This is a genomic window from Streptomyces sp. NPDC001407 (assembly GCF_042895325.1).
Taxonomy (GTDB): Bacteria; Actinomycetota; Actinomycetes; order Streptomycetales; family Streptomycetaceae; genus Streptomyces.
In genome coordinates this window covers 52480-74457 of the sequence record NZ_JBIAWF010000001.1, presented here as the reverse complement: position 1 = coordinate 74457, position 21978 = coordinate 52480, and the positions used below count along the sequence as shown (strand labels likewise).

General features: G+C 71.5%; 17 protein-coding genes and 5 tRNA genes. 13 read left to right on the top strand and 9 right to left on the bottom strand.

The genetic code is table 11. The annotated features are described in order from the left end of the window. Positions 1-329 precede the first annotated feature (329 nt). The 3 genes from ACFY1P_RS00370 (at position 330) to ACFY1P_RS00360 (ending at position 4721) form a co-directional block, all read left to right on the top strand. On the top strand, positions 330-2708 hold the full coding sequence (locus ACFY1P_RS00370) for a polysaccharide lyase 8 family protein (protein WP_390749235.1): 2379 nt from the start codon (positions 330-332) through the stop codon (positions 2706-2708). A gap of 219 nt (positions 2709-2927) precedes the next feature. After that, complete coding sequence (locus ACFY1P_RS00365) at positions 2928-4511, top strand: acyl-CoA carboxylase subunit beta (RefSeq protein ID WP_361526058.1); 1584 nt, start codon at positions 2928-2930, stop codon at positions 4509-4511. A gap of 12 nt (positions 4512-4523) precedes the next feature. Beyond that, positions 4524-4721, top strand: coding sequence for an acyl-CoA carboxylase subunit epsilon (locus ACFY1P_RS00360; protein ID WP_361526061.1), 198 nt, complete (start codon positions 4524-4526; stop codon positions 4719-4721). Between the two features lie 153 nt (positions 4722-4874). On the opposite strand, the gene ACFY1P_RS00355 is transcribed toward ACFY1P_RS00360, so the two are convergent. The 8 genes from ACFY1P_RS00355 to ACFY1P_RS00320 all read right to left on the bottom strand — a co-directional run bounded on the left by ACFY1P_RS00355 (position 4875) and on the right by ACFY1P_RS00320 (position 15174). Continuing rightward, complete coding sequence (locus ACFY1P_RS00355; protein WP_116214070.1) at positions 4875-5456, bottom strand: ATP/GTP-binding protein; 582 nt, start codon at positions 5454-5456, stop codon at positions 4875-4877. Continuing rightward, positions 5437-5976 carry a DUF742 domain-containing protein gene (locus ACFY1P_RS00350; protein WP_361526065.1) on the bottom strand — a complete coding sequence of 180 codons (540 nt, stop codon included), beginning with the start codon at positions 5974-5976 and terminating at the stop codon, positions 5437-5439. Before ACFY1P_RS00350 ends, ACFY1P_RS00355 begins: the two co-directional genes overlap by 20 nt. 86 nt (positions 5977-6062) lie before the next feature. Continuing rightward, positions 6063-6476, bottom strand: a complete 414-nt coding sequence (locus ACFY1P_RS00345; protein ID WP_162890378.1) for a roadblock/LC7 domain-containing protein — start codon at positions 6474-6476, stop codon at positions 6063-6065. 10 nt (positions 6477-6486) lie between these two features. After that, the gene (locus ACFY1P_RS00340) at positions 6487-9747 is read right to left on the bottom strand and encodes a nitrate- and nitrite sensing domain-containing protein (protein WP_390749234.1); all 3261 of its coding nucleotides are present in this window, start codon (positions 9745-9747) and stop codon (positions 6487-6489) included. Between the two features lie 328 nt (positions 9748-10075). Then, entirely contained in the window at positions 10076-10657 is a 582-nt protein-coding gene (locus ACFY1P_RS00335) for an ATP/GTP-binding protein (RefSeq protein WP_361526071.1), read from the bottom strand. Further along, a complete protein-coding gene (locus tag ACFY1P_RS00330; RefSeq protein WP_116214075.1) occupies positions 10638-11045 on the bottom strand; it encodes a DUF742 domain-containing protein in 408 nt (135 codons plus the stop codon). The genes ACFY1P_RS00335 and ACFY1P_RS00330 overlap by 20 nt, the downstream gene beginning before the upstream one ends. 103 nt (positions 11046-11148) lie before the next feature. Continuing rightward, positions 11149-11562 carry a roadblock/LC7 domain-containing protein gene (locus tag ACFY1P_RS00325; protein ID WP_361526074.1) on the bottom strand — a complete coding sequence of 138 codons (414 nt, stop codon included), beginning with the start codon at positions 11560-11562 and terminating at the stop codon, positions 11149-11151. 9 nt (positions 11563-11571) lie between these two features. Beyond that, positions 11572-15174 (bottom strand): nitrate- and nitrite sensing domain-containing protein, encoded by a 3603-nt coding sequence (locus tag ACFY1P_RS00320; protein ID WP_390749233.1) that lies wholly within the window; start codon positions 15172-15174, stop codon positions 11572-11574. 483 nt (positions 15175-15657) lie between these two features. Here ACFY1P_RS00320 and ACFY1P_RS00315 point away from each other — a divergent pair, with 483 nt between their 5' ends. The 10 genes from ACFY1P_RS00315 (at position 15658) to ACFY1P_RS00270 (ending at position 21072) form a co-directional block, all read left to right on the top strand. Continuing rightward, positions 15658-15870 (top strand): hypothetical protein, encoded by a 213-nt coding sequence (locus ACFY1P_RS00315; RefSeq protein WP_361534868.1) that lies wholly within the window; start codon positions 15658-15660, stop codon positions 15868-15870. A 128-nt stretch (positions 15871-15998) separates the two neighbouring features. Beyond that, positions 15999-16781 carry a fumarylacetoacetate hydrolase family protein gene (locus ACFY1P_RS00310; protein ID WP_390749232.1) on the top strand — a complete coding sequence of 261 codons (783 nt, stop codon included), beginning with the start codon at positions 15999-16001 and terminating at the stop codon, positions 16779-16781. Continuing rightward, positions 16774-18252, top strand: coding sequence for a glutamate--tRNA ligase (gene gltX, locus ACFY1P_RS00305; protein ID WP_361534862.1), 1479 nt, complete (start codon positions 16774-16776; stop codon positions 18250-18252). Before ACFY1P_RS00310 ends, gltX begins: the two co-directional genes overlap by 8 nt. A 306-nt stretch (positions 18253-18558) precedes the next feature. After that, positions 18559-18630 (top strand) — tRNA-Gln (locus ACFY1P_RS00300). Positions 18631-18703: 73 nt separating this feature from the next. Continuing rightward, positions 18704-18776: transfer RNA gene (locus ACFY1P_RS00295), tRNA-Glu, on the top strand. 60 nt (positions 18777-18836) lie between these two features. Further along, positions 18837-18909, top strand: a tRNA-Glu gene (locus tag ACFY1P_RS00290). A gap of 12 nt (positions 18910-18921) precedes the next feature. Further along, a tRNA-Gln gene (locus tag ACFY1P_RS00285) sits at positions 18922-18993 on the top strand. Positions 18994-19021: 28 nt separating this feature from the next. Then, positions 19022-19094 (top strand) — tRNA-Glu (locus tag ACFY1P_RS00280). An 87-nt stretch (positions 19095-19181) separates the two neighbouring features. Further along, on the top strand, positions 19182-20102 hold the full coding sequence (locus ACFY1P_RS00275; protein WP_390749231.1) for an MEDS domain-containing protein: 921 nt from the start codon (positions 19182-19184) through the stop codon (positions 20100-20102). Continuing rightward, positions 20092-21072: an anti-sigma factor RsbA family regulatory protein gene (locus ACFY1P_RS00270; protein ID WP_390749230.1), complete on the top strand. Its 981-nt coding sequence runs from the start codon at positions 20092-20094 to the stop codon at positions 21070-21072. The genes ACFY1P_RS00275 and ACFY1P_RS00270 overlap by 11 nt, the downstream gene beginning before the upstream one ends. Positions 21073-21123: 51 nt before the next feature. Here the strand turns inward: ACFY1P_RS00270 and ndgR are convergent, their stop codons facing one another. Next, positions 21124-21852 (bottom strand): IclR family transcriptional regulator NdgR, encoded by a 729-nt coding sequence (ndgR, locus tag ACFY1P_RS00265; protein ID WP_087926089.1) that lies wholly within the window; start codon positions 21850-21852, stop codon positions 21124-21126. Positions 21853-21978: the final 126 nt, after the last annotated feature.

Genomic DNA, 21978 nt, shown 5'->3' with positions numbered 1-21978 from the left:
TTTCCGGAAGTGATTTCAGGGAGTGATTTCCTGGCGCATTCCGATCCGGGTGCGGTCGTGTCCCTTGTGAGCCCTGCCGGGGCGTGCCACGGTGTGCCCTCCCCGTCCTCTCCGCGCCTCCCCGATCGCCCCGTGCCCCTGATCGCACGCTCGGCCCGCACCGCTCACGGGGGTGCCGTGCCCCGTCGGCACCCCGCGTCGCACCGTCCATGCCGGCCTCCGTGGCCACCGCGGTCCTTGTCGCCACTGCCCCTGTCACCACTGCCCCTTTCTCCGCCGTCCCTGCCGTCGCAGTCCCTGTCGTCCCTGTCCGTGGGAAGGACCCCGCCGTGCCGACCGTCCCCGCCTGGACCCGTCGTGGATTCCTCGCCGCCTCCGCCGCCGGTGCGCTCGGCCTCACCTTCGCCGGGCCGGGCGAGGACTTCCCGGCGCTGCGGCGGCGGTGGCGCGCCATCATGCTCGGCACCGGGTTCGACGCCACCGCCGAGCCCTATGCCACCGTCCTGCGGAACGCCGGGGAGCTGGCCCGCACCCACCGCGCGAGCATGAGACCGGCGCCCGGCTCGCTCTGGCCCGACGCCCCCTTCGACCCGCCGAGCGGGATCACCCAGAGCTTCGCCCGGCTGCACACCATGGCCCAGGCGTACGCCCAGCCCGGCACGGGGCTCACGGGGGACACCGGCCTCGCCACCGACGTCCTCACCGGCCTCGACCACGTGCGGGAGCGCGTCTACCACGCGGGCACCACGCGGTACGGCAACTGGTGGGAGTGGCAGATCGGCAGCCCGCGGCTGCTCCTCGACACCCTGACGCTCCTTCACGACGAGGCCGGTCCCGAGCGGCGCGCCGGATGCCTGGACGCGGTCGGCCACTTCGTCCCCGACTCCGAGCTCGGCCACTACTCCGGCACCAGCACCGGGGCCAACCGCGTCGACCTGTGCCGCGTCGTCGCCCTGCGCGGCATCCTCGGCGCGGACCCCGGCAGGACCGCGCTCGCCCGCGACGCCCTCTCGCCCGTCTTCCCCTATGTCACCAAGGGGGACGGGCTCTACGCCGACGGTTCCTTCGTCCAGCACACCTGGGTCGCCTACTCCGGCACATACGGCCAGGTCCTGCTCGACGGCCTCGGGCGGCTCTTCGCCCTGCTGCGAGGGTCGCCCTGGGAAGTCACGGACCCGGCCGCGCGGCACATCCACGACAGCGTCGAGAACGCCTACGCGCCCCTGATCCACAACGGCCTGATCATGGACAGCGTCTCCGGCCGCGCCATAAGCCGGGGCGTACAGCGCGCCGACCCCCGGGGGCTGACGCAGAGCGACCGGCAGCGCGGCCACGCGGTCGTCGCCGCCATCGCCCTGCTCGCGAGCGGCGCGGCCCCGGCCGACCGGGACCGCTGGTACGCGCTGATCAAGGGCTGGGCGGAGCGCGGCACCGGCCTGCGGACCGACCCGCAGTTCGGCGTCGCCGATCTCGCCCGCCTCGCGGCCGCCCTCGACGCCCCGGGCCCGGCCGCGCCCGAGCCCGTCGGCCACCGGCTGTTCGCCGCCATGGACCGGGCCGTGCACCGCCGCCCCGGCTGGACCGTCAACATCGCCATGGCCTCCGACCGCATCACCCACTACGAGAACGGCAACGGCGAGAACCCCCGCGGCTGGCACACCGGCGCCGGAATGCTCTCCTGGTGGGCGGCGCCGGACGGCGACGGGCAGTACACGGACGCCTTCTGGCCCACCGTCGACCCCTACCGGCTGCCCGGGACGACCGTCTCCGCCAAGCGGCTCGCCGACAACGAAGGCGGCGGCTGGGGCGCGCCCAGACCCGCCGTGCGCTGGGTGGGCGGTGTCACCGACGGGGAGTTCGCGGCCGTCGGGCAGCACCTCAAGGGGCTCGCCTCCACCCTGGAGGCCCGTAAGTCCTGGTTCTGTGCGGCCGACGCGGTCGTCTGCCTCGGCGCGGGCATCACCGCCCGCGACGGCACCCCCGTGGAAACGGTCGTCGACAACCGCGCCCTGGGGGAGCGAGGGGTGCCGCTGCTGACCGTCGACGGTGAACCGCAGGCAGCCACCGCCGGCTGGTCGCGGTCCTACGCCCGCGCCCGCTGGGCCCACCTCGCGGGCCACGGTGGCTACGTCTTCCCGGGCGGCGCACCCCTGGACGCCTTGTGCGAGGCACGCTCGGGTGCCTGGCACGACATCAACTCCGGCGGCAGCCCCGATCCGCTGACCCGGCGTTATCTCACCCTGCTCTGCCCCCACGGCACGGACCCGGACGGCGCCGCCTACGCGTATCTGCTGCTGCCCGGCGCCGGGCAGCGTGCCGTGGCGGCGCGGGCGGCCGACCCGCACTGGCTCACGGTGCTCGCCAACTCCCCGGCCTGCCAGGCGATTCGCATCCCCTCGCTCGGCCTCACCGCCGCCAACTTCTGGGCGGCGGGCGCCACCGGCCCGGCCGAGGCCCTCGCCGTCACGGCCCCGGCCGCCGTGCTCGTCAGGCAGGCCCCGGCCGCGCGCGGGCGGACCGCGACCCTCCACCTCGCCGAGCCGCCGCGCACGGGCGCCCCCGTCGACCTCACCTGGCGCCGCCCGGTGCGCCGGGTCACCGCCCACGACCCCTCGGTGCGAGTGCTGGCCACGGGTGACACGCTGCGGATCAGGGTGACCCCGGGCACGGCCTGCGCCACCCACCGCTGTACGGTCGAGCTGGCGTGATCATGGGGACGGCGCCTTCGCGCGAGAAAGCCGTCAAGTTGGCCAGTCTACGGCTCCTGGCTCGGTCTTTTGTGAGGTATTCACAACGGGTACCCCCTATTGGGGGTGGGTCGGACCCCAGTCACTGTGCGCTTCTGTGACGCCTGCCCACCAAATCGCACAGGACGTTGTATGGAACCGACATGAGTTTCCGGCCGTTCCGCCGCGTACCGTCTATGCATGAGCAATCTCGAAGGTGCGCCCGTAGAGGCGAGTGACGTCCGTGGGCGCGTCGCCGAGCTGCACGCCATCCGCGAGCAGGTTCGGCGTGGTCCGAGCGAGCGGGCGACCCAGGCCCAGAAGGCCAAGGGGAAGCTGACGGCCCGGGAGCGGATCGACCTGCTCCTGGACGAGGGGTCGTTCTCCGAGGTGGAGCCGCTGCGGCGGCACCGGGCTTCGGGGTTCGGACTGGAGAGCAAGAAGCCCTACACCGACGGTGTGATCACCGGCTGGGGCACCGTCCACGGCCGTACGGTCTTCGTCTACGCCCACGACTTCCGGATCTTCGGCGGTGCGCTCGGCGAGGCGCACGCCACCAAGATCCACAAGATTATGGACATGGCCATCTCGGCCGGGGCGCCCCTGGTGTCCCTGAACGACGGCGCCGGCGCCCGCATCCAGGAGGGCGTCTCGGCGCTCGCCGGCTACGGCGGGATCTTCCAGCGCAACACCCGGGCCTCCGGCGTCATCCCGCAGATCAGCGTGATGCTCGGCCCCTGCGCCGGTGGCGCGGCCTACAGCCCGGCGCTCACGGACTTCGTCTTCATGGTCCGTGAGACCTCGCAGATGTTCATCACCGGCCCCGACGTCGTGCGCGCCGTCACCGGCGAGGAGATCAGCCAGAACGGCCTGGGCGGCGCGGACGTGCACGCCGAGACCTCCGGCGTGGCCCACTTCGCCTACGACGACGAGGAGACGTGCCTGGAGGAGGTGCGCTACCTCCTGTCGCTGCTGCCGCAGAACAACCGGGAGAACCCGCCCCGCGTGGCGAGCGAGGACCCCGCCGACCGCGTCGGCGAGGCCCTCCTCGACCTGGTCCCGGCCGACGGCAACCGCCCGTACGACATGCGCAAGGTCATCGAGGAGCTCGTCGACGACGGCGAGTACCTGGAGGTCCACGAGCGCTGGGCCACCAACATCATCTGCGCGCTGTCCCGGCTGGACGGCCAGGTCGTCGGCATCGTCGCCAACCAGCCGCAGTCCCTCGCCGGTGTCCTGGACATCGAGGCGAGCGAGAAGGCCGCCCGCTTCATCCAGATGTGCGACGCCTTCAATATCCCGATCATCACTCTTCTGGACGTACCGGGCTTTCTCCCCGGCGTCGACCAGGAGCACGGTGGAATCATCCGCCACGGCGCCAAGCTGCTGTACGCGTACTGCAACGCCACGGTGCCGCGGATCTCGGTGATCCTGCGCAAGGCGTACGGCGGCGCGTACATCGTCATGGACTCCCAGTCCATCGGCGCCGACCTCACCTACGCCTGGCCGACCAACGAGATCGCCGTCATGGGCGCCGAGGGCGCGGCCAACGTGATCTTCCGCAAGCAGATCGCCGAGGCGGACGACCCCGAGGCCATGCGGGCGCGGATGGTCAAGGAGTACAAGGCTGAGCTCATGCACCCGTACTACGCCGCCGAGCGCGGGCTGGTGGACGACGTGATCGACCCGGTCGAGACCCGGTCGGTGCTCATCAGGTCGCTGGCGATGCTCGCCACGAAGCACGCGGACCTGCCCTCCCGCAAGCACGGCAACCCGCCCCAGTAAGGGAGTCACAGCATGGAGAACACGCTCGTACGCGTCGAGAAGGGCACGGCCGACGCGGAGGAAGTGGCCGCGGTCACGGCCGTCCTGCTCGCCCGTGCGGCTGCGTTCGGCACCGACGCGGCTCCCGCGCGGCCCCGCCGCACGGCCGCCGGGTGGCGCCGCCTGGAGCGCACGCCGGGCTTCAGGGCGCCGCACAGCTGGCAGGGCTGACCCTCACCACCGCGACGCCGGACGGGCTGATCCTTCAGCCTGTCCGGCGTTTCGCGTTCCGTTCCCGAGCCCCGGGACAAGCCCCGGCATACGCAGAAGGTCCCCGCACTCCGTGAGTGTGGGGACCTTTTCGCGTCGGCGCAGCCGATCCGCTCACCGCAGGCGCGCCATCAGGGCGTGCTCGACCAGGGTGATGAGGGCGCTCTTGGCCTCGTTGCGGTGACGGGCGTCCGTCGTGATGATCGGCGCGTCCGGGCCGATCTGGAGGGCCTCGCGGACCTCCTCCGGGGTGTACGGCTGGTGGCCGTCGAAGCCGTTGAGGGCGATGACGAACGGCAGGCCGCTGTTCTCGAAGTAGTCGACCGCCGGGAAGCAGTCGGCGAGCCGGCGGGTGTCGACGAGGACGACGGCACCGATCGCGCCGCGCACCAGGTCGTCCCACATGAACCAGAAGCGGTCCTGGCCCGGGGTGCCGAAGAGGTACAGGATCAGGTCCTGGTCCAGGGTGATACGGCCGAAGTCCATGGCCACGGTCGTCGTGGTCTTGTCCGGCGCGTGCGTGAGATCGTCGATCCCCGCGGAGGCGGACGTCATCACGGCTTCGGTGCGCAGCGGGTTGATCTCCGAGACCGCGCCGACGAACGTGGTCTTGCCCACGCCGAATCCACCCGCCACCACGATCTTCGCGGAGGTGGTGGAGCGGACCGCCTCGCCGCTAGAGGTTCCGAAGTCCACTGAGCACCCTTTCGAGCAGTGTCACGTCAGGCTGGCCGCCGGCGGACTCGTCGCCGCCGGGCTGATGGATGGCGACGAGCCCGGCCTCCGCCAAGTCGGCGACGAGGATTCGGGCGACGCCGAGGGGGATGGAGAGAAGTGCCGAGATCTCGGCGACCGACTTGATCTCACGGCACAGATGGCAGATGCGCTGGTGTTCCGGCAACTGCCCTTGGAGCTGGGACGGCTGGGCCGTGGTGTGCACCAGTGCCTCGATGGCGAGCTGGTAGCGCGGCCGGGTACGGCCACCGGTCATCGCGTACGGACGGACCAGCGGATTGTGCTTCTTGCCCCCCGAGGGGGACCCCTGAGCCGCGCGCCGGTGCTGCTGTTGCTGCGGCACCTGCTGCACGTGCTGCGGTGGGCGCGGCGGCTCCGCGTGCGCTTGATGACTCGGCGCAGAAGGGAAGTTGAAGCGGTTCAGCGGGGGCTGACCCTGCTGTTCATTGCCATACGGGTAACCGCCTGGGGGCGTTGCCACGTCAATCCTCCTCCAACTCGCCTGTCTGCTGCTGGTCGCGCCACCGCACCTTATGGCGCGGTGGCGCGAAACGCACTGCCTCTTTGCTAGTTGAGAAGGCTCCCCTGCAGTTCGGCGCGGAGATCGGGCGTCAGGACGGTGCCCGCGCGGTCGACGAGGAGGGCCATCTCGTAGCCCACGAGGCCGATGTCGCACTCGGGGTGGGCGAGTACGGCCAGGGAGGATCCGTCGGAGACGGACATGATGAAGAGGAAGCCGCGTTCCATCTCCACCACGGTCTGGTTGACCGCGCCGCCCTCGAAGATCCGGGAGGCTCCGGCCGTGAGCGAGGTCAGGCCGGAGGCGACCGCCGCCAGCTGGTCCGCGCGGTCCCGCGGGAAACCTTCGGACATCGCCAGAAGGAGTCCGTCGGCGGAGACCACGACGGTGTGGGACACCCCTGGGGTGTTCTCCACGAAACTGGTGATCAACCAGTTCAGGTTCTGCGCCGCCTGGCTCATCGGGCTCACACTAACGCTCCTGATCGTAGGTGCCGCCGGGGCCGAAGCCCTGGTCGTGTTGCTCATGCTGCTCCTGCGCGGGGCCGGCGGTGTCGCCGCCCGCGCTGCGTCCCTGCTGGATGCCGCGGCGCAGATTGCTCAGCCTGCCGCGTACGTCCTCCGGGGCACGGGATATCTGGGCGCCGCCCTGGGGGGTCTGCGCCGCCTTGCCCTCGATCAGATTGGCCTTGGGCACGCGGCGGGGGAGACCGGAGGGGGTGATTCCGCCGGCTTTCGGCTCACGGAGCTGCTCGGCGCGGTGCCAGCGCTCGTCGTTCGTCGATCGCCAGTCGGGCTCGTCGCCCTCCTGCGGCTGCTGTCGGACGTCCTGCTGAGGCTGCTCCGCATCGCCGGCCCCCGCGGCGTCCTCGACTGGATCGGACTGCTGCCACTGCTTCGCGCGGCGCGGCAGACCGGACCCGGTCAGCGAGTGGGAGCCGCTCGAGGCGGGGCCCGGACGGTCGAACTCTACGCGCTCCGGCTGTGCCGTGTCAGCGGGCGCCAGGGATTCCGAATCCGCTCCGTAACCCCGCTGGGTGGCGTTCTGGTACGGACCGGACTCCTGCCACCCGCCCTGCTGGGCCTGGCCGGCGAAACCGTCGAAGCCCTGCTGCTGCCCGGGGTAACCCGGTTCCGCATAGCCGGCGTCCGAATAGCCGGGCTCGGGGTAGGCGTGCTGGGCCGTCTGCTCGTAGGGCTCGTGGCCCTGCTGCGGCGCCTGGTGCTGACCCGTCGAGTGCTGGTCCTGCTGCGGCATCGCGTGCTGCCCGGTCGAGTGCTGACCGTGCTGCGGCACCGCGTGCTGGCCCGTCGCGTGCTGACCGGGGTACGGGAGCGCGTGGCCGCCGGTGTCCTGGTCGGGCCGCTGCTCGTAAGGCTGCTGCTGAGCGGCCTGCTGCTCGTAACCCTGCTGCTCGAACGACTGCTGCTCGAACGGCTGCTGGGAGACCTGGTCCTGGAACAGCGGGCGGCCTTCGGCCACCTGCGCCTCCAGGGCCGCGCGGCGCTCCTCGCGCAGTCGCGAGCGGCCGACCGGGTCCAGCGCCGGGGCGCCGGAGTTCTCCTGCCGGGGCTCGTAGCGCGAGTCGTCGAAGCCGAGCTCGGCCGCGGTGCGGAACCGGCCGATGGGCGCCGCCTGCTGCTCGGGCACCATCCGGGAGACCGTGAAGTCGTCGCCGGACTGCTCGTCCTCGCCGCCACCACCGTGCGTGATGGCGTCCGGGAGCATCACCAGCGAGGTGGTGCCGGCCTGCTCGCCGGAGGGGCGCAGCTGGACGCGGATGCCGTGGCGGGTCGCCAGGCGGCCGACCACGAACAGGCCCATGCGCTGGGCGATCGCGACGTCCACGGACGGCGGGTTGGCCAGGCGGTGGTTGATGTCCGCGAAGTCCTCGGCGGTCAGGCCGATGCCCTTGTCGTGGATCTCGACCATGACGCGGCCGTCGGGCAGCCGGGTCGCGGTGACGCGGACCTTGGTGTGCGGGGAGGAGAAGGTGGTGGCGTTCTCCAGCAGCTCCGCGAGGAGGTGCACGAGGTCGGTCACGGCCAGGCCGTGGATCTCGGCGTCGGGGACGCCGGACAGCTCGATGCGCTCGTACGCCTCCACCTCGGAGGAGGCGGCGCGCAGCACGTCGACCAGCGGGACCGGCTGGTCCCAGCGGCGGCCGGGCTCCTCGCCGGCGAGGACCAGGAGGTTCTCGCCGTTGCGGCGCATGCGGGTGGCCAGGTGGTCCAGGCGGAAGAGGTTCTCCAGCTGGTCCGGGTCGGCCTCGTTCTCCTCCAGCTCCGTGATCAGGGTCAGCTGGCCCTCGATCAGGGACTGGTTGCGGCGCGAGAGGTTGGTGAAGATCGCGTTGACGTTGCCCCGCAGCAGCGCCTGCTCGGCGGCGAGCCGGACGGCCTCGCGGTGCACCTGGTCGAAGGCGCGGGCGACCTCGCCGATCTCGTCCCGGGTGGTGATCGGGATGGGCTGGATCCGGGTGTCCACGCGGCCGGGGTCGGTGCGCGAGAGCTGGTCGACCAGCGCGGGCAGCCGCTGCTCGGCGACGTCGAAGGCCGCGCGGCGCAGGTGGCGCATGTTGCGGCTCATCGAGCGCGCCATCATGCCGGCCACGAAGAAGGCGATGATGAGAACCGCGATCAGGATCGAGGCGTTGATGTACGCGGTCTGCTGGGCGTCGGACGAGACGCTCTCGGCCTCGTTCACCGCCTTGTCGGCCAGCTCCTTCTCGACCTCGCGGTAGGCGTCGAACTTCGCCGTGGAGGCCGTGAACCAGCTGTCCGCGGTGATGTCCGCGGCCTTCAGCTGCTTCTGCGTGCTGCCCGCCGCGATCGCGTTGAAGATCTTGTCCTGCTCGGACGTCTTGGCCTTGGTGGCCATGATGTCGTTCAGGCGGCTGATGTCGTCCTCGCCGCCGGCGGCGTCGTACTCACGCCGGGCGATGGACTCCAGGAAGTTGTACGAGATGAACGCGGTCGTCAGGGCGGCCCGGTCGGCCTCGTTCTCGACCGGCTTGACCAGCAGGTGGGTGCCGATGGAGCGCTGGAGCGACTCGGCGGCCTTCGCCAGCTCGATCGCGTAGACCATGCGGCCGTAGGAGTTGTTGCCGGTGCCCAGGCCCAGCTCGTTGGCGAAGGTCATCAGCGGCTGCTGGATCGCGCCGTAGCCGTCCTCCGACTGCACCTTCGGCAGCGCGGAGGTGAAGGCCACCTTGCGCAGCTTCGGCAGCGTCAGCTCCGCCTCGCGGAAGAGCTTCAGGCGGCGCTTGAGGGTCGGGGTGGCCGGGGCCTTGGAGACGGCCTTGTCGAACTCCGCCTTGGCGGAGTCCGTCGTGGCCTGCGCCTTCTTGACGACGGCGTCGTCGCGGTTGCCCAGCAGCATCGGCTGCGTGCTCAGGTCGCGCTCGTCGAGGACGGCGTGGGCGTACGTGGCCGCGGCACGGACCAGACGCGCGGTGTTCGCCGCGTCCTTGGCCTCGGTCCAGGTGTCCACCGAGCCCTTGACGTCGAGTCCGCCGAAGACCAGGGCCACCAGCACCGGGATCATCAGGATCGCGTTCAGGCGGACGGGCACACGCCAGTTGCGGGGCGAGAAGCGGCCGCCGCGGGCCGCGGTCGGCGGGGCGGGCGTTTCGGGCACGTCGGAAGGCGGCACCGCTGTGCGCGACGGCGGGGTGAAGTTGCCCCGCTCGTCCCGCGCCTGCTGTGCGGCGCCCGTCTTTCTGCGCGTCACTCGACCAACAACCTCTCGGCGTCGGCACCTGCGTTGTGTGCCGTTTTTCGAACTGAGCCGTTACCGCTCAGTTCCTGGAATTCCAGCACGTCAGGCGTGCGCATTCCAAACAGTGCGCACAGCCGACGGCCGAAGCGATTTGCCCGACATAAAACGGGCATTAAGAGCGAGCGGCGCCAAATGGCGGGCGAATCATGAGCAGAGCGGAGCTGGCCGAACGCAGACTGTGTCCACGTCCGGCCGATTCTCTGTCGAAACGTTATGAACGCACCGCCGGGTCGTGTTCAATACCACAACCCATTTCCGACAACCAGGAGATTGCGCGGAGCTACTTCAACCGCGCCATCAGGGCGTGCTCGACAAGAGTGATGAGGGCGCTCTTCGCCTCGTTGCGGTGGCGGGCGTCCGTCGTGATGATCGGGGTGTCCGGGCCGATCTGGAGCGCCTCGCGCACCTCCTCGGGACCGTACGGCTGGTGGCCGTCGAAGCCGTTGAGGGCGATGACGAACGGCAGGCCGCTGTTCTCGAAGTAGTCGACCGCCGGGAAACAGTCCGCGAGCCGGCGGGTGTCCACCAGCACGACCGCGCCGATCGCGCCGCGCACCAGGTCGTCCCACATGAACCAGAAGCGGTCCTGACCCGGCGTCCCGAACAGATAGAGGATCAGATCGTCGTCCAGCGTGATGCGGCCGAAATCCATCGCCACGGTCGTCGTGGTCTTGTCCGGCGCGTGCGTGAGATCGTCGATCCCCGCGGAGGCGGACGTCATCACGGCTTCGGTACGCAGCGGGCTGATCTCCGAGACCGCGCCCACGAACGTGGTCTTGCCGACGCCGAAGCCGCCCGCCACGACTATCTTCGCGGACGTGGTGGAACGGCCGACGCCCCCGCTAGAGCTTCCGAAGTCCACTGAGCACCCTTTCGAGCAGTGTCACATCCGGCGTCCCGCCGGACTCGCCGCTGCCGCCCGGCTGGTGGATCGCCACCATTCCGGCCTCCGCCAGGTCCGCGACGAGGATGCGCGCCACACCCAGGGGCATGTTCAGCAGCGCCGAGACCTCCGCGACGGACTTGACCTCCCGGCACAGGTGACAGATCCGCTGGTGCTCGGGGAGCAGCCCCTGAAGGTGCGCCGGATCGGCCGTGGAGCTGACCAGGGCCTCGATGGCGAGCTGGTAGCGCGGCCGGGTGCGGCCACCCGTCATGGCATAGGGGCGGACCAGCGGCTGGTCGCCTTCACTCCCGTACGACGCGTGATGAGAAGCGCCGTACGGGCCGGGCGAGGCGGGCGGGGTCATGAATCCTCCGGACGGGACAGCAGGATGGCAATAATGCCGTCGAGCGGTGGCCGGTGGGGGGTTTTCGGCCGTGCGGTCGGACGGTATCTGCGGGGTGCGGGGGTCAGTTCAGCAGGCTGCCCTGGAGCTCGGCGCGGAGATCGGGCGTCAGGACGGTGCCCGCGCGGTCGACGAGGAGGGCCATCTCGTAGCCCACGAGGCCGATGTCGCACTCGGGGTGGGCGAGTACGGCCAGGGAGGATCCGTCGGAGACGGACATGATGAAGAGGAAGCCGCGTTCCATCTCCACCACGGTCTGGTTGACCGCGCCGCCCTCGAAGATCCGGGAGGCTCCGGCCGTGAGCGAGGTCAGGCCGGAGGCGACCGCCGCCAGCTGGTCCGCGCGGTCCCGCGGGAAACCTTCGGACATCGCCAGAAGGAGTCCGTCGGCGGAGACCACGACGGTGTGGGACACCCCCGGGGTGCTCTCCACGAAACTGGTGATCAACCAGTTCAGGTTCTGCGCCGCCTGGCTCATCGGACTCAACTAACGCTCCTGCTGGTAAGTGGGGCCAACGTTGTGGCTGCCGGTGGCCGAGGAGTTGCCGGCCTGGCGGCCCTGCTGGATGCCCCGGCGAAGGTTGGTCAGACGGCCGCGCACGTCGTCGGGCGCGCGCGAGACCTGCGGACCGGTCGGTTGGTTCTGCTGCTGCTCCGCGGTGCCCTCGACGAGGTTCGCGCGCGGCACGCGGCGCGGCAGACCGGACGGGGTGATCCCGCCCGCGGCCGGCTCGCGGACCTGCTCGGCCCGGCGCCAGCGCTCGTCGTTGGGGGAGTCGCGCCAGTTGTCCTGCGCGGCCGGCTGCGGCCGGTCCGCCCGCGGGGCGGGCGGCACCTGCGAGCGCTGCGGGTCGTCGAGGGTCTGGCGCGGCTCGCGCCGCGGCAGCCGCTGCGCGGTGCCGGCCGGGGGCACCGGCGCGGCGGGTGGCTGGTTCTCGTCGGTACCGCGGAACCAGTTGGACTCCAGCTCCTCGAAGAGCGGGGTCCGGCCGTCGCCCTGCGGCTGTGCGGCGCCGGGGCGGGTGTGGCCGCCCGTGCCGCCGTCACCCAGCGGCCAGTCGTCCGCCGGGGCCTCGGGCCGCGCGTACTGCCCGCTCGTGCTGCCGGAGAAGTCGAACTGGCCGGTGGAGCCGGGTCCGTCGGGCCGGGCGTACTGGCCGGACGTGCTGTTCGGCGCGTCCGTGCCCGCGGGCAGGGCGAACTGGCCCGTCGTACCGGGGTCGTTCGGCTGCGCGTGGCGGCCGCCCGTGCTGTCCGGGAGGTCGAACTGGCCGGTGGAGCCGGGTCCGTCGGGCCGCGCGTACTGGCCGGACGTGCTGCCGGACGGCTCGGGCGCGGACCCGATCGCCGGGAACTGGGCCGTGTCGCCGGGACCGGCGGCGGGCAGGGCGAACCCGCCCGACGTGCCGTCCGCGGGCACGGGGTAGCTGCCCGTGGAGGCGGCGTCGACGTCCTGGTGGCCGCGCGGAGTGTCCTGCGCGGCGCGGCCCGCGGCGTCCGAGGACGGCATCGGCCAGTCGTCGGCCGGCGGCTTCGGGGCGTCCGGCTGCTGCTGGTTGCCCCAGCTGGGGGTCTTGCGGGTCGGCAGGTCGGGCGCCGCGGAGCCGGGAGCCGCCGCGGGACCGTTGCCCCGGCGCCTCGGCATCTGCGGGCGGCGGACGTTCTCGCTCGCCGGGGGGATGGCGGCGGGGCCGCCGTCACCACGGGACGGCAGCGCGGGGCGGCCGTCGGCGCCCCTGGCGTCCGCGCCACCGCGCGGCGCGGCGTCGAAGAGGCTGCCACCGGTCGAACCGGCCGCCGGACCGGCGCCGTTGCCCGCGCCGGGCGCGGGGACGGGGCGCGTCGGCAGACCGCTCTCCGTCGTGGCGGGGCGGCCGGACAGCGCCGGGCGCGGGCCGCTGCCCGGGACCTGACGGCGCGGCGCGGAGCCGCCCATGAGGCCGGGGCCGCCGCCCTTGCCGCCGGGGGCGGGGGGCATGCCGGCCGGGGCAGGCGTGCCGGTGGCACCCGGCATCGGCCGCTTGCCGCCCTGGGCGACGTCGACCGGCAGCATGACGAGCGCGGTGGTGCCGCCCGAGTCGGAGGGGCGCAGCTGGATGCGGACGCCGTGTCGCAGGGACAGGCGGCCGACCACGAACAGGCCCATGCGGCGGGAGACCGACACGTCCACGGTCGGCGGGCTGGCGAGCCGCTCGTTGATCGAGGCGAGGTCCTCCGGGGAGAGACCGATGCCGGTGTCGTGGATCTCGACCAGCACGCGGCCGTCGGGCAGCGCGTGACCGGTGACCTTGACCTTGGTCTGCGGGGAGGAGAACGACGTCGCGTTCTCCAGCAGCTCGGCGAGGAGGTGCACGAGGTCGTTGACCACGCGGCCGGCGACCTCGGTCGGCGGCACACCGCTGAGCTCGATGCGCTCGTACTGCTCGACCTCGGACGCGGCGGCGCGCAGGACGTCGACGAGGGGCACGGGCCGGGTCCACCGGCGGCCGGGCTCCTCACCCGCGAGGACGAGGAGGTTCTCGCCGTTACGGCGCATGCGGGTCGCGAGGTGGTCGAGCTTGAACAGCGAGGAGAGCTGGTCGGGGTCGGCCTCGCGGCTCTCCAGCTCGGAGATCAGCGACAGCTGACGCTGGATGAGGCCCTGGCTGCGGCGCGAGAGGTTGGTGAACATCGCGTTGACGTTGCCTCGCAGCAACGCCTGCTCGGCGGCGAGGCGGACGGCCTCGCGGTGCACGTCGTCGAAGGCCGCGGCCACCTTGCCGATCTCGTCCGTGCTGTGCACGCCGACGGACTCCACGGACGTGTCGACGTCCTGCGGGTCGGTCTCGGAGAGCTGCTTGACGAGCTCGGGCAGACGTTCCTGGGCGACCTTCTGCGCGGTGTCCTGCAGGCGGCGCAGCGAGCGCACCATGGACCGCGCCACGACGAAGGCGCCGACGAGCGAGATGCCGAGGACGAGCACGATCAGCACACCGTTGAGGATGGCTTCCTGCTGGGCGTCGTCGCGCAGTTCACGCGCCTTCTGCACCATCTGGGAGAGCAGGTCCTGCTCGACCTTGGACATCTCGGTGAGCTTGGTGCCGGACTGGTCGGACCAGTCGCGCCAGGAGGTCTGGGCGTCCTTGATCCCGCCGTCCTTGGACAGGATGCGCCCGGCGAGGGCATCCGCCGCGGTGACGTCGGCGACACCGCCCTCGAGGGCCTGGAGCAGCGTCTTCGCGTCGTCGGCGTGGATCGCGGAGAACCGCTTCATCGCCTGGTCCTCGGCCTGCCGCGCCTCGTCGCCGTACTGGCGGTCGTTGGCCGAGAGGCTGGGGCCGCCCTTGGCGGCGAGCGCCGCGGTGATCACGGCGCGCTGGATGGAGGCGTACTCCTTGGCGGCGGAGAACGTCGCCAGCGAGCGGGTCGCGGTGATCATGTCGCTGTTGCTGGTGGCCTGGGCCATGTCCTGCGAGAGCGACAGCAGGGAGTTGATCAGCGAGTCGTAGTTGTTGACGGTCTGGGCGATGTAGCCCGGATCGTGGAAGGCGTTCTGCCGGACCGACTGGATCTTCTTCAGCTGGCGGGTGATGTCCACCAGGGTGCTCTGGACACCGACCATCGTCGGGTCGTTGGGCTTCAGGCCCTGGGTGGCGTCGCTGAACGCCTGGATGTTCTTGTCGGTGCGCTGCCGGGTCGAGACGACGCTGTCGTCGTCCGGGGTGCCGGCGGACAGCGGGCCGGCGGACTTGTCGCGCTCGTCCTGCAGGGCGCTGGCCAGTGCGGTGGCCTTGCTCGTCATGTCCGTCAGGAGCTTCATGTGGTCGAGCTGGTCGACGTTCTGAAGCGAGCTGTCGATACGCAGGGCACCCAGGGTCGTCGCCGCCACGACGGGGAGGGCGAGCAGGGAGACGAGACGGGTTGAAATGCGCCAGTTGCGCAGGGCTATTCGTGAACCCGGCCCGCTGGGCCCCTTCGCCTTCGACGTGGACTTCGACCGTTCGGCGGATTCGCCACCGGTCGGCGCGTCGACGGACGTGCCGCGGTCGGTCGCACCGCGCGGCTCCGGCTCCGCCGCAGCGCTGCCATCCCTCTTGAAACGTCCCTGCACTAGCGTCGCAACCTCTGGACCAGGCGTCCCACCGGTGGAGCGGCGGGACGGTGTCGAGTCGTGGGGGGACCGCGGTTGCCCCCTGGCGGTCCGTGGAATTCCAGCACAGTGCCGGATCTCCCAACAAGGCCGGTGCACGGCCCCCTGCGGTCCGTGACGCTCGGTGGCGCCCTTCGTCACGGCCTGTAGAGGACCAGAGCCTTTATATGGGGTGATCAACGGCAATTCGCACCCGCGGTACCCATGGCAGCCGCGTGTCCCAGTCGCCATGATCAGGAGCGGAACGTCAGCTTCAGCACAGCAATGTCCGTTTCGTGAAGGCGGAACAGCCGCCCGCTATGCGGCTTTTTTCGGCACTCTCGTGAGCAAACTCACAAGCAACTCATGACTTCTCGCGCGGACGACTGGGGATAGGCGCGCCTAGCCTGGTCCTTTACACAGGCCGCGAAAACGACCGCGACACACGACACCGCGAGGCAGCAAGTGCAGACGACGACCAAGAAGACGAAGACCACGACGACGCTGGTGTCCCGCAAGACGGCCAACCCGCGCCGCACGACGCTCGCCCACCTGGAGAGCGCCCAGGCGCTGCGCGCCCTGGAGCCCCGCGAGCACGCCGTCGAGCTGCCCTCCGTCACGGCCAACCCGCGCCGCACCGTCCTCATGACCGCGCCCGTCGCGGCCCCCCAGGACTGAGGCCAGGACCTGAGGCCGGCACCTGAGGTCAGGGCCGACGCCCGGCGGCGCACGGGCCGCGCACGCCCCCCGCGATAGCCTGATGTGGTCAGACTCCGGCCGGATCAGATAAGGGGCAACAGCTTCCCGTGCGCATCGCCAGGTTCTCCATCGACGGCAACGTCGCCTTCGGCGTCGTGGAAGGGGACGCCTCAACCGAAGGCGGCCCCGTCCTCGACATCATCAAGGGCCACCCCTTCGCCGAATTCGAGCGCTCGGGGCAGAAGATCCCCCTCTCCAAGGTGCGGCTCCTGCCGCCCGTGCTGCCCAACAAGGTCGTCGGCATCGGGCGCAACTACGCCGAGCACGCCGCCGAGCTGGGCAACGAGGTCCCCGACGCCCCCGTCGCCTTCTTCAAGCCGTCCACCTCGGTCATCGGCCCCGGCGACCCCATCGCCTACCCCTCCTTCTCCAGCGAGGTGCACCACGAGGCCGAGCTGGCCGTGGTCATCGGGCGGATGTGCCGCGAGGTCCCGCGCGAGCGCGTGAAGGACGTCATCCTCGGCTACACCTGCGCCAACGACGTCACCGCGCGCGACATCCAGCAGCGCGAGAAGCAGTGGGCCCGCGCCAAGGGCTTCGACAGCTCCTGCCCGCTCGGCCCCTGGGTCGAGACCGAGCTCGACCCGGGCGACCTCGGCATCATGTGCACCGTCAACGGCGAACAGCGCCAGCTGGGCCGCACGAGCGACATGGTGCGCTCCATCGAGGACCTGATCGTCCACATCACCGAGGCGATGACGCTGCTCCCCGGCGACGTCGTCCTCACGGGCACCCCGGCCGGCGTCGGACCCCTGAACGTCGGCGACGAGGTCGCCGTCACCATCGAAGGCATCGGCACTCTCACCAATAAGGTGATCAAGCGTGGCTAGCGCAACTCCCGTACGCGTCCGTTTCTGTCCCTCGCCGACCGGCAACCCCCACGTGGGCCTGGTCCGCACCGCCCTCTTCAACTGGGCGTTCGCCCGCCACAACGGCGGCACCATGGTCTTCCGCATCGAGGACACCGACGCGGCGCGCGACTCGGAGGAGTCGTACGAGCAGCTGCTGGACTCGATGCGCTGGCTGGGCTTCGACTGGGACGAGGGCCCCGAGGTCGGCGGCCCGCACGCCCCGTACCGCCAGTCGCAGCGCATGGACATCTACCGCGACGTGGCGGCCAGGCTCCAGGACGCCGGCTACGCCTACCCGTGCTACTGCACGACCGAGGAGCTCGACGCCCGCCGCGAGGCCGCCCGCGCCGCCGGCAAGCCGTCCGGCTACGACGGCCAGTGCCGTGACCTGAGCGCCGAGCAGAAGCAGGCGTACGAGGCCGAGGGCCGCAGCCACATCGTCCGCTTCCGCATGCCGGACGAGGCCACCACCTTCACGGACCTGGTCCGCGGCGAGATCACCGTCCAGCCGGAGAACGTCACCGACTACGGCATCGTCCGTGCGAACGGCGCCCCGCTCTACACGCTCGTCAACCCCGTCGACGACGCGCTGATGGAGATCACGCACGTGCTGCGCGGCGAGGACCTGCTGTCCTCCACCCCGCGCCAGATCGCGCTCTACAAGGCGCTGATCGAGCTCGGCGTCGCCAAGGACATCCCGGCCTTCGGCCACCTGCCGTACGTGATGGGCGAGGGCAACAAGAAGCTCTCCAAGCGCGACCCGCAGGCGTCCCTCAACCTCTACCGCGAGCGCGGCTTCCTCCCCGAGGGCCTGCTCAACTACCTCTCGCTGCTGGGCTGGTCGTTCTCGGCCGACCAGGACATCTTCTCGATCGACGAGATGGTGGCGAAGTTCGACCTCGCCGACGTCAACGCCAACCCGGCGCGCTTCGATCTCAAGAAGGCCGAGTCGATCAACGCCGACCACATCCGGCGCCTCGACGTGAAGGCGTTCGCCGACGCGTGCGCCCCGTGGCTGCGGGCCCCGCACGCCAACTGGGCCCCGGAGGACTTCGACCCGGCGGCCTGGGAGGCGATCGCCCCGTACGCCCAGACCCGCGTCACGGTCCTCTCCGACATCACGGCCAACGTCGACTTCCTCTTCCTGAAGGAGCCCGTCCAGGACGAGGCGTCCTGGACCAAGGCCATGAAGGAGGGCTCCGACGCCCTGCTGCGCACGGCTCGCGAGAAGCTCGAGGCGGCCGACTGGTCGAGCCCGGACTCCCTCAAGGAGGCCGTCCTGGCCGCCGGTGAGGCGCACGGGCTCAAGCTCGGCAAGGCGCAGGCCCCGGTCCGCGTGGCCGTCACCGGCCGCACGGTCGGCCTGCCGCTCTTCGAGTCCCTCCAGATCCTGGGCCGCGAGCGCACCCTGGCCCGCGTCGACGCGGCGCTGGCGAAGCTGGCCGCGTAGGTACGCGACGGCACCCGTCCGGGCCGAGGGCCCTCTCCCGCGGTACGCGACCGCGGGAGAGGGCCCTCGGCCTTTGCCGGCCTTTGTGGTGCCGGGGCCCGTACGGGGCGCGTGGGGACCGCCTGGCGCCCTCGCGTGCCGCCCCGGGCGGGCCGGGGAGGTGTCCCGGCCGCTGCGCGGGCTTATCGGTTTTGGAGCACCCTCCACCTTCGGGTAATGTTCTTCCTGCGCCGCCCGAGAGGGCCGAGAGGCCGGAACGGACGGAGCAAGCCCGAGCAAGACCCCTTCAGGGAGGTCGAGTTCTGGTGGGGTATGGTGTAATTGGCAGCACGAGGGTTTCTGGTTCCCTTAGTCTAGGTTCGAGTCCTGGTACCCCAGCAAAAGAAATTCACTCGGATTTCTTTTGATAAAGTAGGAAACGCGGTAAACAAAGCAGTAAAGCGCAGTGCGAGCCCCCGTTGTGTAGCGGCCTAGCACGCCGCCCTCTCAAGGCGGTAGCGCCGGTTCGAATCCGGTCGGGGGTACAGATCCTGAATTCATCACCATCCGGAGATTTCCCCGGAGGCGAGGAATGGATCGCTAGGGCCCCCGTTGTGTAGCGGCCTAGCACGCCGCCCTCTCAAGGCGGTAGCGCCGGTTCGAATCCGGTCGGGGGTACGGGTAACACCATGGGCTATGGTGTAATTGGCAGCACGAGGGTTTCTGGTTCCCTTAGTCTAGGTTCGAGTCCTGGTAGCCCAGCGCAGAGAGCGACAGCTCTGCAAAGCAGGCCCCCGTTGTGTAGCGGCCTAGCACGCCGCCCTCTCAAGGCGGTAGCGCCGGTTCGAATCCGGTCGGGGGTACAAAAAGGAAAGATGCCTCCCGCATAAGCGGGGGGCATTTTTTCGTGTGGGGTTCCGCAGGCACGTACCGGGCCCGATAATCCACGCATGGCCCATACCGACGGCGCGCGACACCTCGGCGGCACGAGCGGCACGGCCGGCACGGTTCACGTCGGTGACCTCCGCCCCGGTGACCACGTCTGCGCTCTCTACGCCTCGGACGAGGAACAGGCGTCGGTTCTGCGGGGATTCCTGCTCGCGGGCCTGGACGCGAAGCACAAGATCCTCTATCTCGCGGGCGCGGACGGCCCCGAGGGGCCGGGCGAACTGCTGGAGCAGTGCCGCTTCACCGGACCGCCCCCGGTGCCCGCCGGGCAGCTGGAGGTGCTCCGCACGGCCGAGCTCTCCCCGCGGCAGGGCGAGTTGGACCCCGCCGCGTTAGTCGGCTCGCTGCGGGAGGCCGTCGACCGGTCCCGCAGCGAGGGTTACCGCGCGCTGCGCGTCACGGGGGAGTTGTGCACCGCTCTGTGCGACGGCCGGGACGTCTCCCGGCTGCTGCGCTACGAGGCCCTGCTGGCCGCGGAGTTCGGCTCCGGGGAGGCGCTGGCGGTCTGCCAGTGCGACACCCGCCGCTGCGACCCCGCCGCCCTGGACGCCTTCGCATCGGCTCATCCCAGGAGCGTCGAAGTGGATCCCCTCATCCGCACCGCCGAACTCGTCGTCGTCCGCACCTTCGACCCGCCGGGCCTGCGCATCGAGGGGGTGGTCGACACCGCCTCGCACCGGCACCTGCGCGACGCCCTCCAGTCCGTCGCCGCCGTCCGGGGCGACGTCCGCCTGGAGATGTCCCGGGTGGAATTCCTCGACCTGACCGGGCTGCGGCTGCTGATGACCTTCGCCAGGGCCCGCGCCGCCCGCCACTGCACCGTCGAACTGGCCGGGATGCCGCCCCATCTGCTGCACGTCATCACCCTCATCGGCTGGGACCGGACCCCGGGCCTGCGGCTGGGGGCCGCCCATGCCTGCTGAGCACGCGGGGCCCGGAGCCGGGCAGGGGTTCGTCCACCACGCCTGTCTGTACGGGAGCGACACGGAGTTCCTGGCCATGGCGGTGCCCTTCGTCCGCGCCGGACTGGCCGCCGGGGAACCCGTGCTGGCCGCGACGACGCCCGCCAACATCGAGCTGCTGCGCGCCGCCCTCGGGGACGGCGCGTACGCCCTGGACACCGCCGAGACCGCGTACTTCGGCCGCAGGCCGGTCGAGCGGGTCCACGCCTTCCTGCACCACCACGAGCGCCGGGCCCGGCCCGGCCGGCGGATGCGGATGATCGCCGAACCGGTGTGGGGCGGCAGATCCGGCCGCCAGACCGCCGAGTGGAAACGCATGGAGTCCGGCCTGAACCTGCTGCTGGCCCCGCTGCCGCTGTGGATGGTCTGCCCGTACGACACCCGCACTGTGCCGGCCGACGTGGCCGAGGCGGCCTGCGCGACCCACCCGGCGCGGCTGGACGGCGAACACGTGACCCCCTGCGCCGCCTACCGAGACCCCGCGGACTACACGGCGTCCGTACCGCCCCCGGACCTCCCGCCGCCGCCCACGGCCGTGGCGGCCCCTCCGACCGCCGACCTCGCCGCCGTGCGCCGCTTCGCCCGCGCACGGGCCGCCGCCGCGGGGCTGACCGGCGAGCGGCTCGCCCTGGCCGAGCTCGCCGTCCACGAGGCCGCCGGCCACCTGCTGGACACCGCGGAGGGCACGCGGGTCACGCTGAGCGCCTGGGAGGAGCCGGGGGCTCTGGTGTACGACCTCTGGCGTCCCGGGCCGCACAGCGCCCCCGTGCCCGCGCTCGCGGGCTGTCTCCCGCCCGGGGCCGACCGGGGCGGCGAGGACGGCCTCTGGCTCGCCCGCCGCCTCTGCGTGTCCCTGGACGTACGGCTCCGGGGCGGCGGGACCGGGATCACCCTGTGCGTCGCGGGGCCGACGGACGCGGAAGCCCTGTGAGGGCGGGCGCCGTGCCCGCCCTCACAGGGCTTTCGCGCGAGGTCCCGCCGCTCAGCCGTTGCGGCGCAGGGCCTCGCTGAGGCGCACGGCCGCGTCGATGACCGCCTGGGCGTGCATCCGGCCCGGGTGCCGGGTCAGGCGCTCGATGGGTCCGGAGACCGAGACGGCGGCGACCACGCGGTTGGACGGGCCCCGCACGGGCGCGGAGACCGAGGCGACGCCCGGCTCCCGCTCGCCGATCGACTGGGCCCAGCCGCGCCGCCGCACGCCCGAGAGCGCCGTCGCCGTGAAGCGGGCCCCCTGGAGGCCGCGGTGCAGCCGCTCGGGCTCCTCCCACGCCATCAGTACCTGTGCCGCCGAACCGGCCTTCATCGGCAGCGTCGAGCCGACCGGCACGGTGTCCCGCAGTCCGGACAGCCGCTCCGCCGCCGCCACACAGATCCGCATGTCGCCCTGCCGGCGGTAGAGCTGTGCGCTCTCGCCCGTCACGTCCCGCAGGTGCGTGAGCACCGGGCCGGCCGTGGCCAGCAGCCGGTCCTCGCCCGCCGCGGCGGCGAGCTCGCTCAGCCGGGGGCCGAGGATGAAACGGCCCTGCATGTCCCGCGCCACCATGCGGTGGTGCTCCAGCGCGACCGCCAGCCGGTGCGCCGTCGGGCGCGCGAGCCCGGTCGCCGTGACCAGTCCGGCCAGCGTCGCCGGACCGGACTCCAGAGCGCTCAGAACCAGAGCCGCTTTGTCGAGTACGCCCACACCGCTCGAGGCGCCACCAGAGTTGTCCATGAAACGATACTCACGTCTCACAGTGTGAAACGCAAGTTCAATTTTCCGGCGAACCCGCCAACCTGGAGGAACAGCAACCCACGAGCCACACGAATGGGACCGGCGCCTCACGCCGGCCGGAGGGAC

What these genes read in the sequence shown, in the direction of transcription:
- ACFY1P_RS00365 (WP_361526058.1), top strand. Translation starts at nt 2,928, where the DNA reads ATGAGCAATCTCGAAGGTGCGCCCGTAGAGGCGAGTGACGTCCGTGGG.
- ACFY1P_RS00360 (WP_361526061.1), top strand. Translation starts at nt 4,524, where the DNA reads ATGGAGAACACGCTCGTACGCGTCGAGAAGGGCACGGCCGACGCGGAG.
- ACFY1P_RS00345 (WP_162890378.1), bottom strand. Translation starts at nt 6,476, where the DNA reads ATGAGCCAGGCGGCGCAGAACCTGAACTGGTTGATCACCAGTTTCGTG.
- ACFY1P_RS00330 (WP_116214075.1), bottom strand. Translation starts at nt 11,045, where the DNA reads ATGACCCCGCCCGCCTCGCCCGGCCCGTACGGCGCTTCTCATCACGCG.
- ACFY1P_RS00325 (WP_361526074.1), bottom strand. Translation starts at nt 11,562, where the DNA reads ATGAGCCAGGCGGCGCAGAACCTGAACTGGTTGATCACCAGTTTCGTG.
- ACFY1P_RS00275 (WP_390749231.1), top strand. Translation starts at nt 19,182, where the DNA reads ATGGCCCATACCGACGGCGCGCGACACCTCGGCGGCACGAGCGGCACG.
- ACFY1P_RS00270 (WP_390749230.1), top strand. Translation starts at nt 20,092, where the DNA reads ATGCCTGCTGAGCACGCGGGGCCCGGAGCCGGGCAGGGGTTCGTCCAC.
- ndgR (WP_087926089.1), bottom strand. Translation starts at nt 21,852, where the DNA reads ATGGACAACTCTGGTGGCGCCTCGAGCGGTGTGGGCGTACTCGACAAA.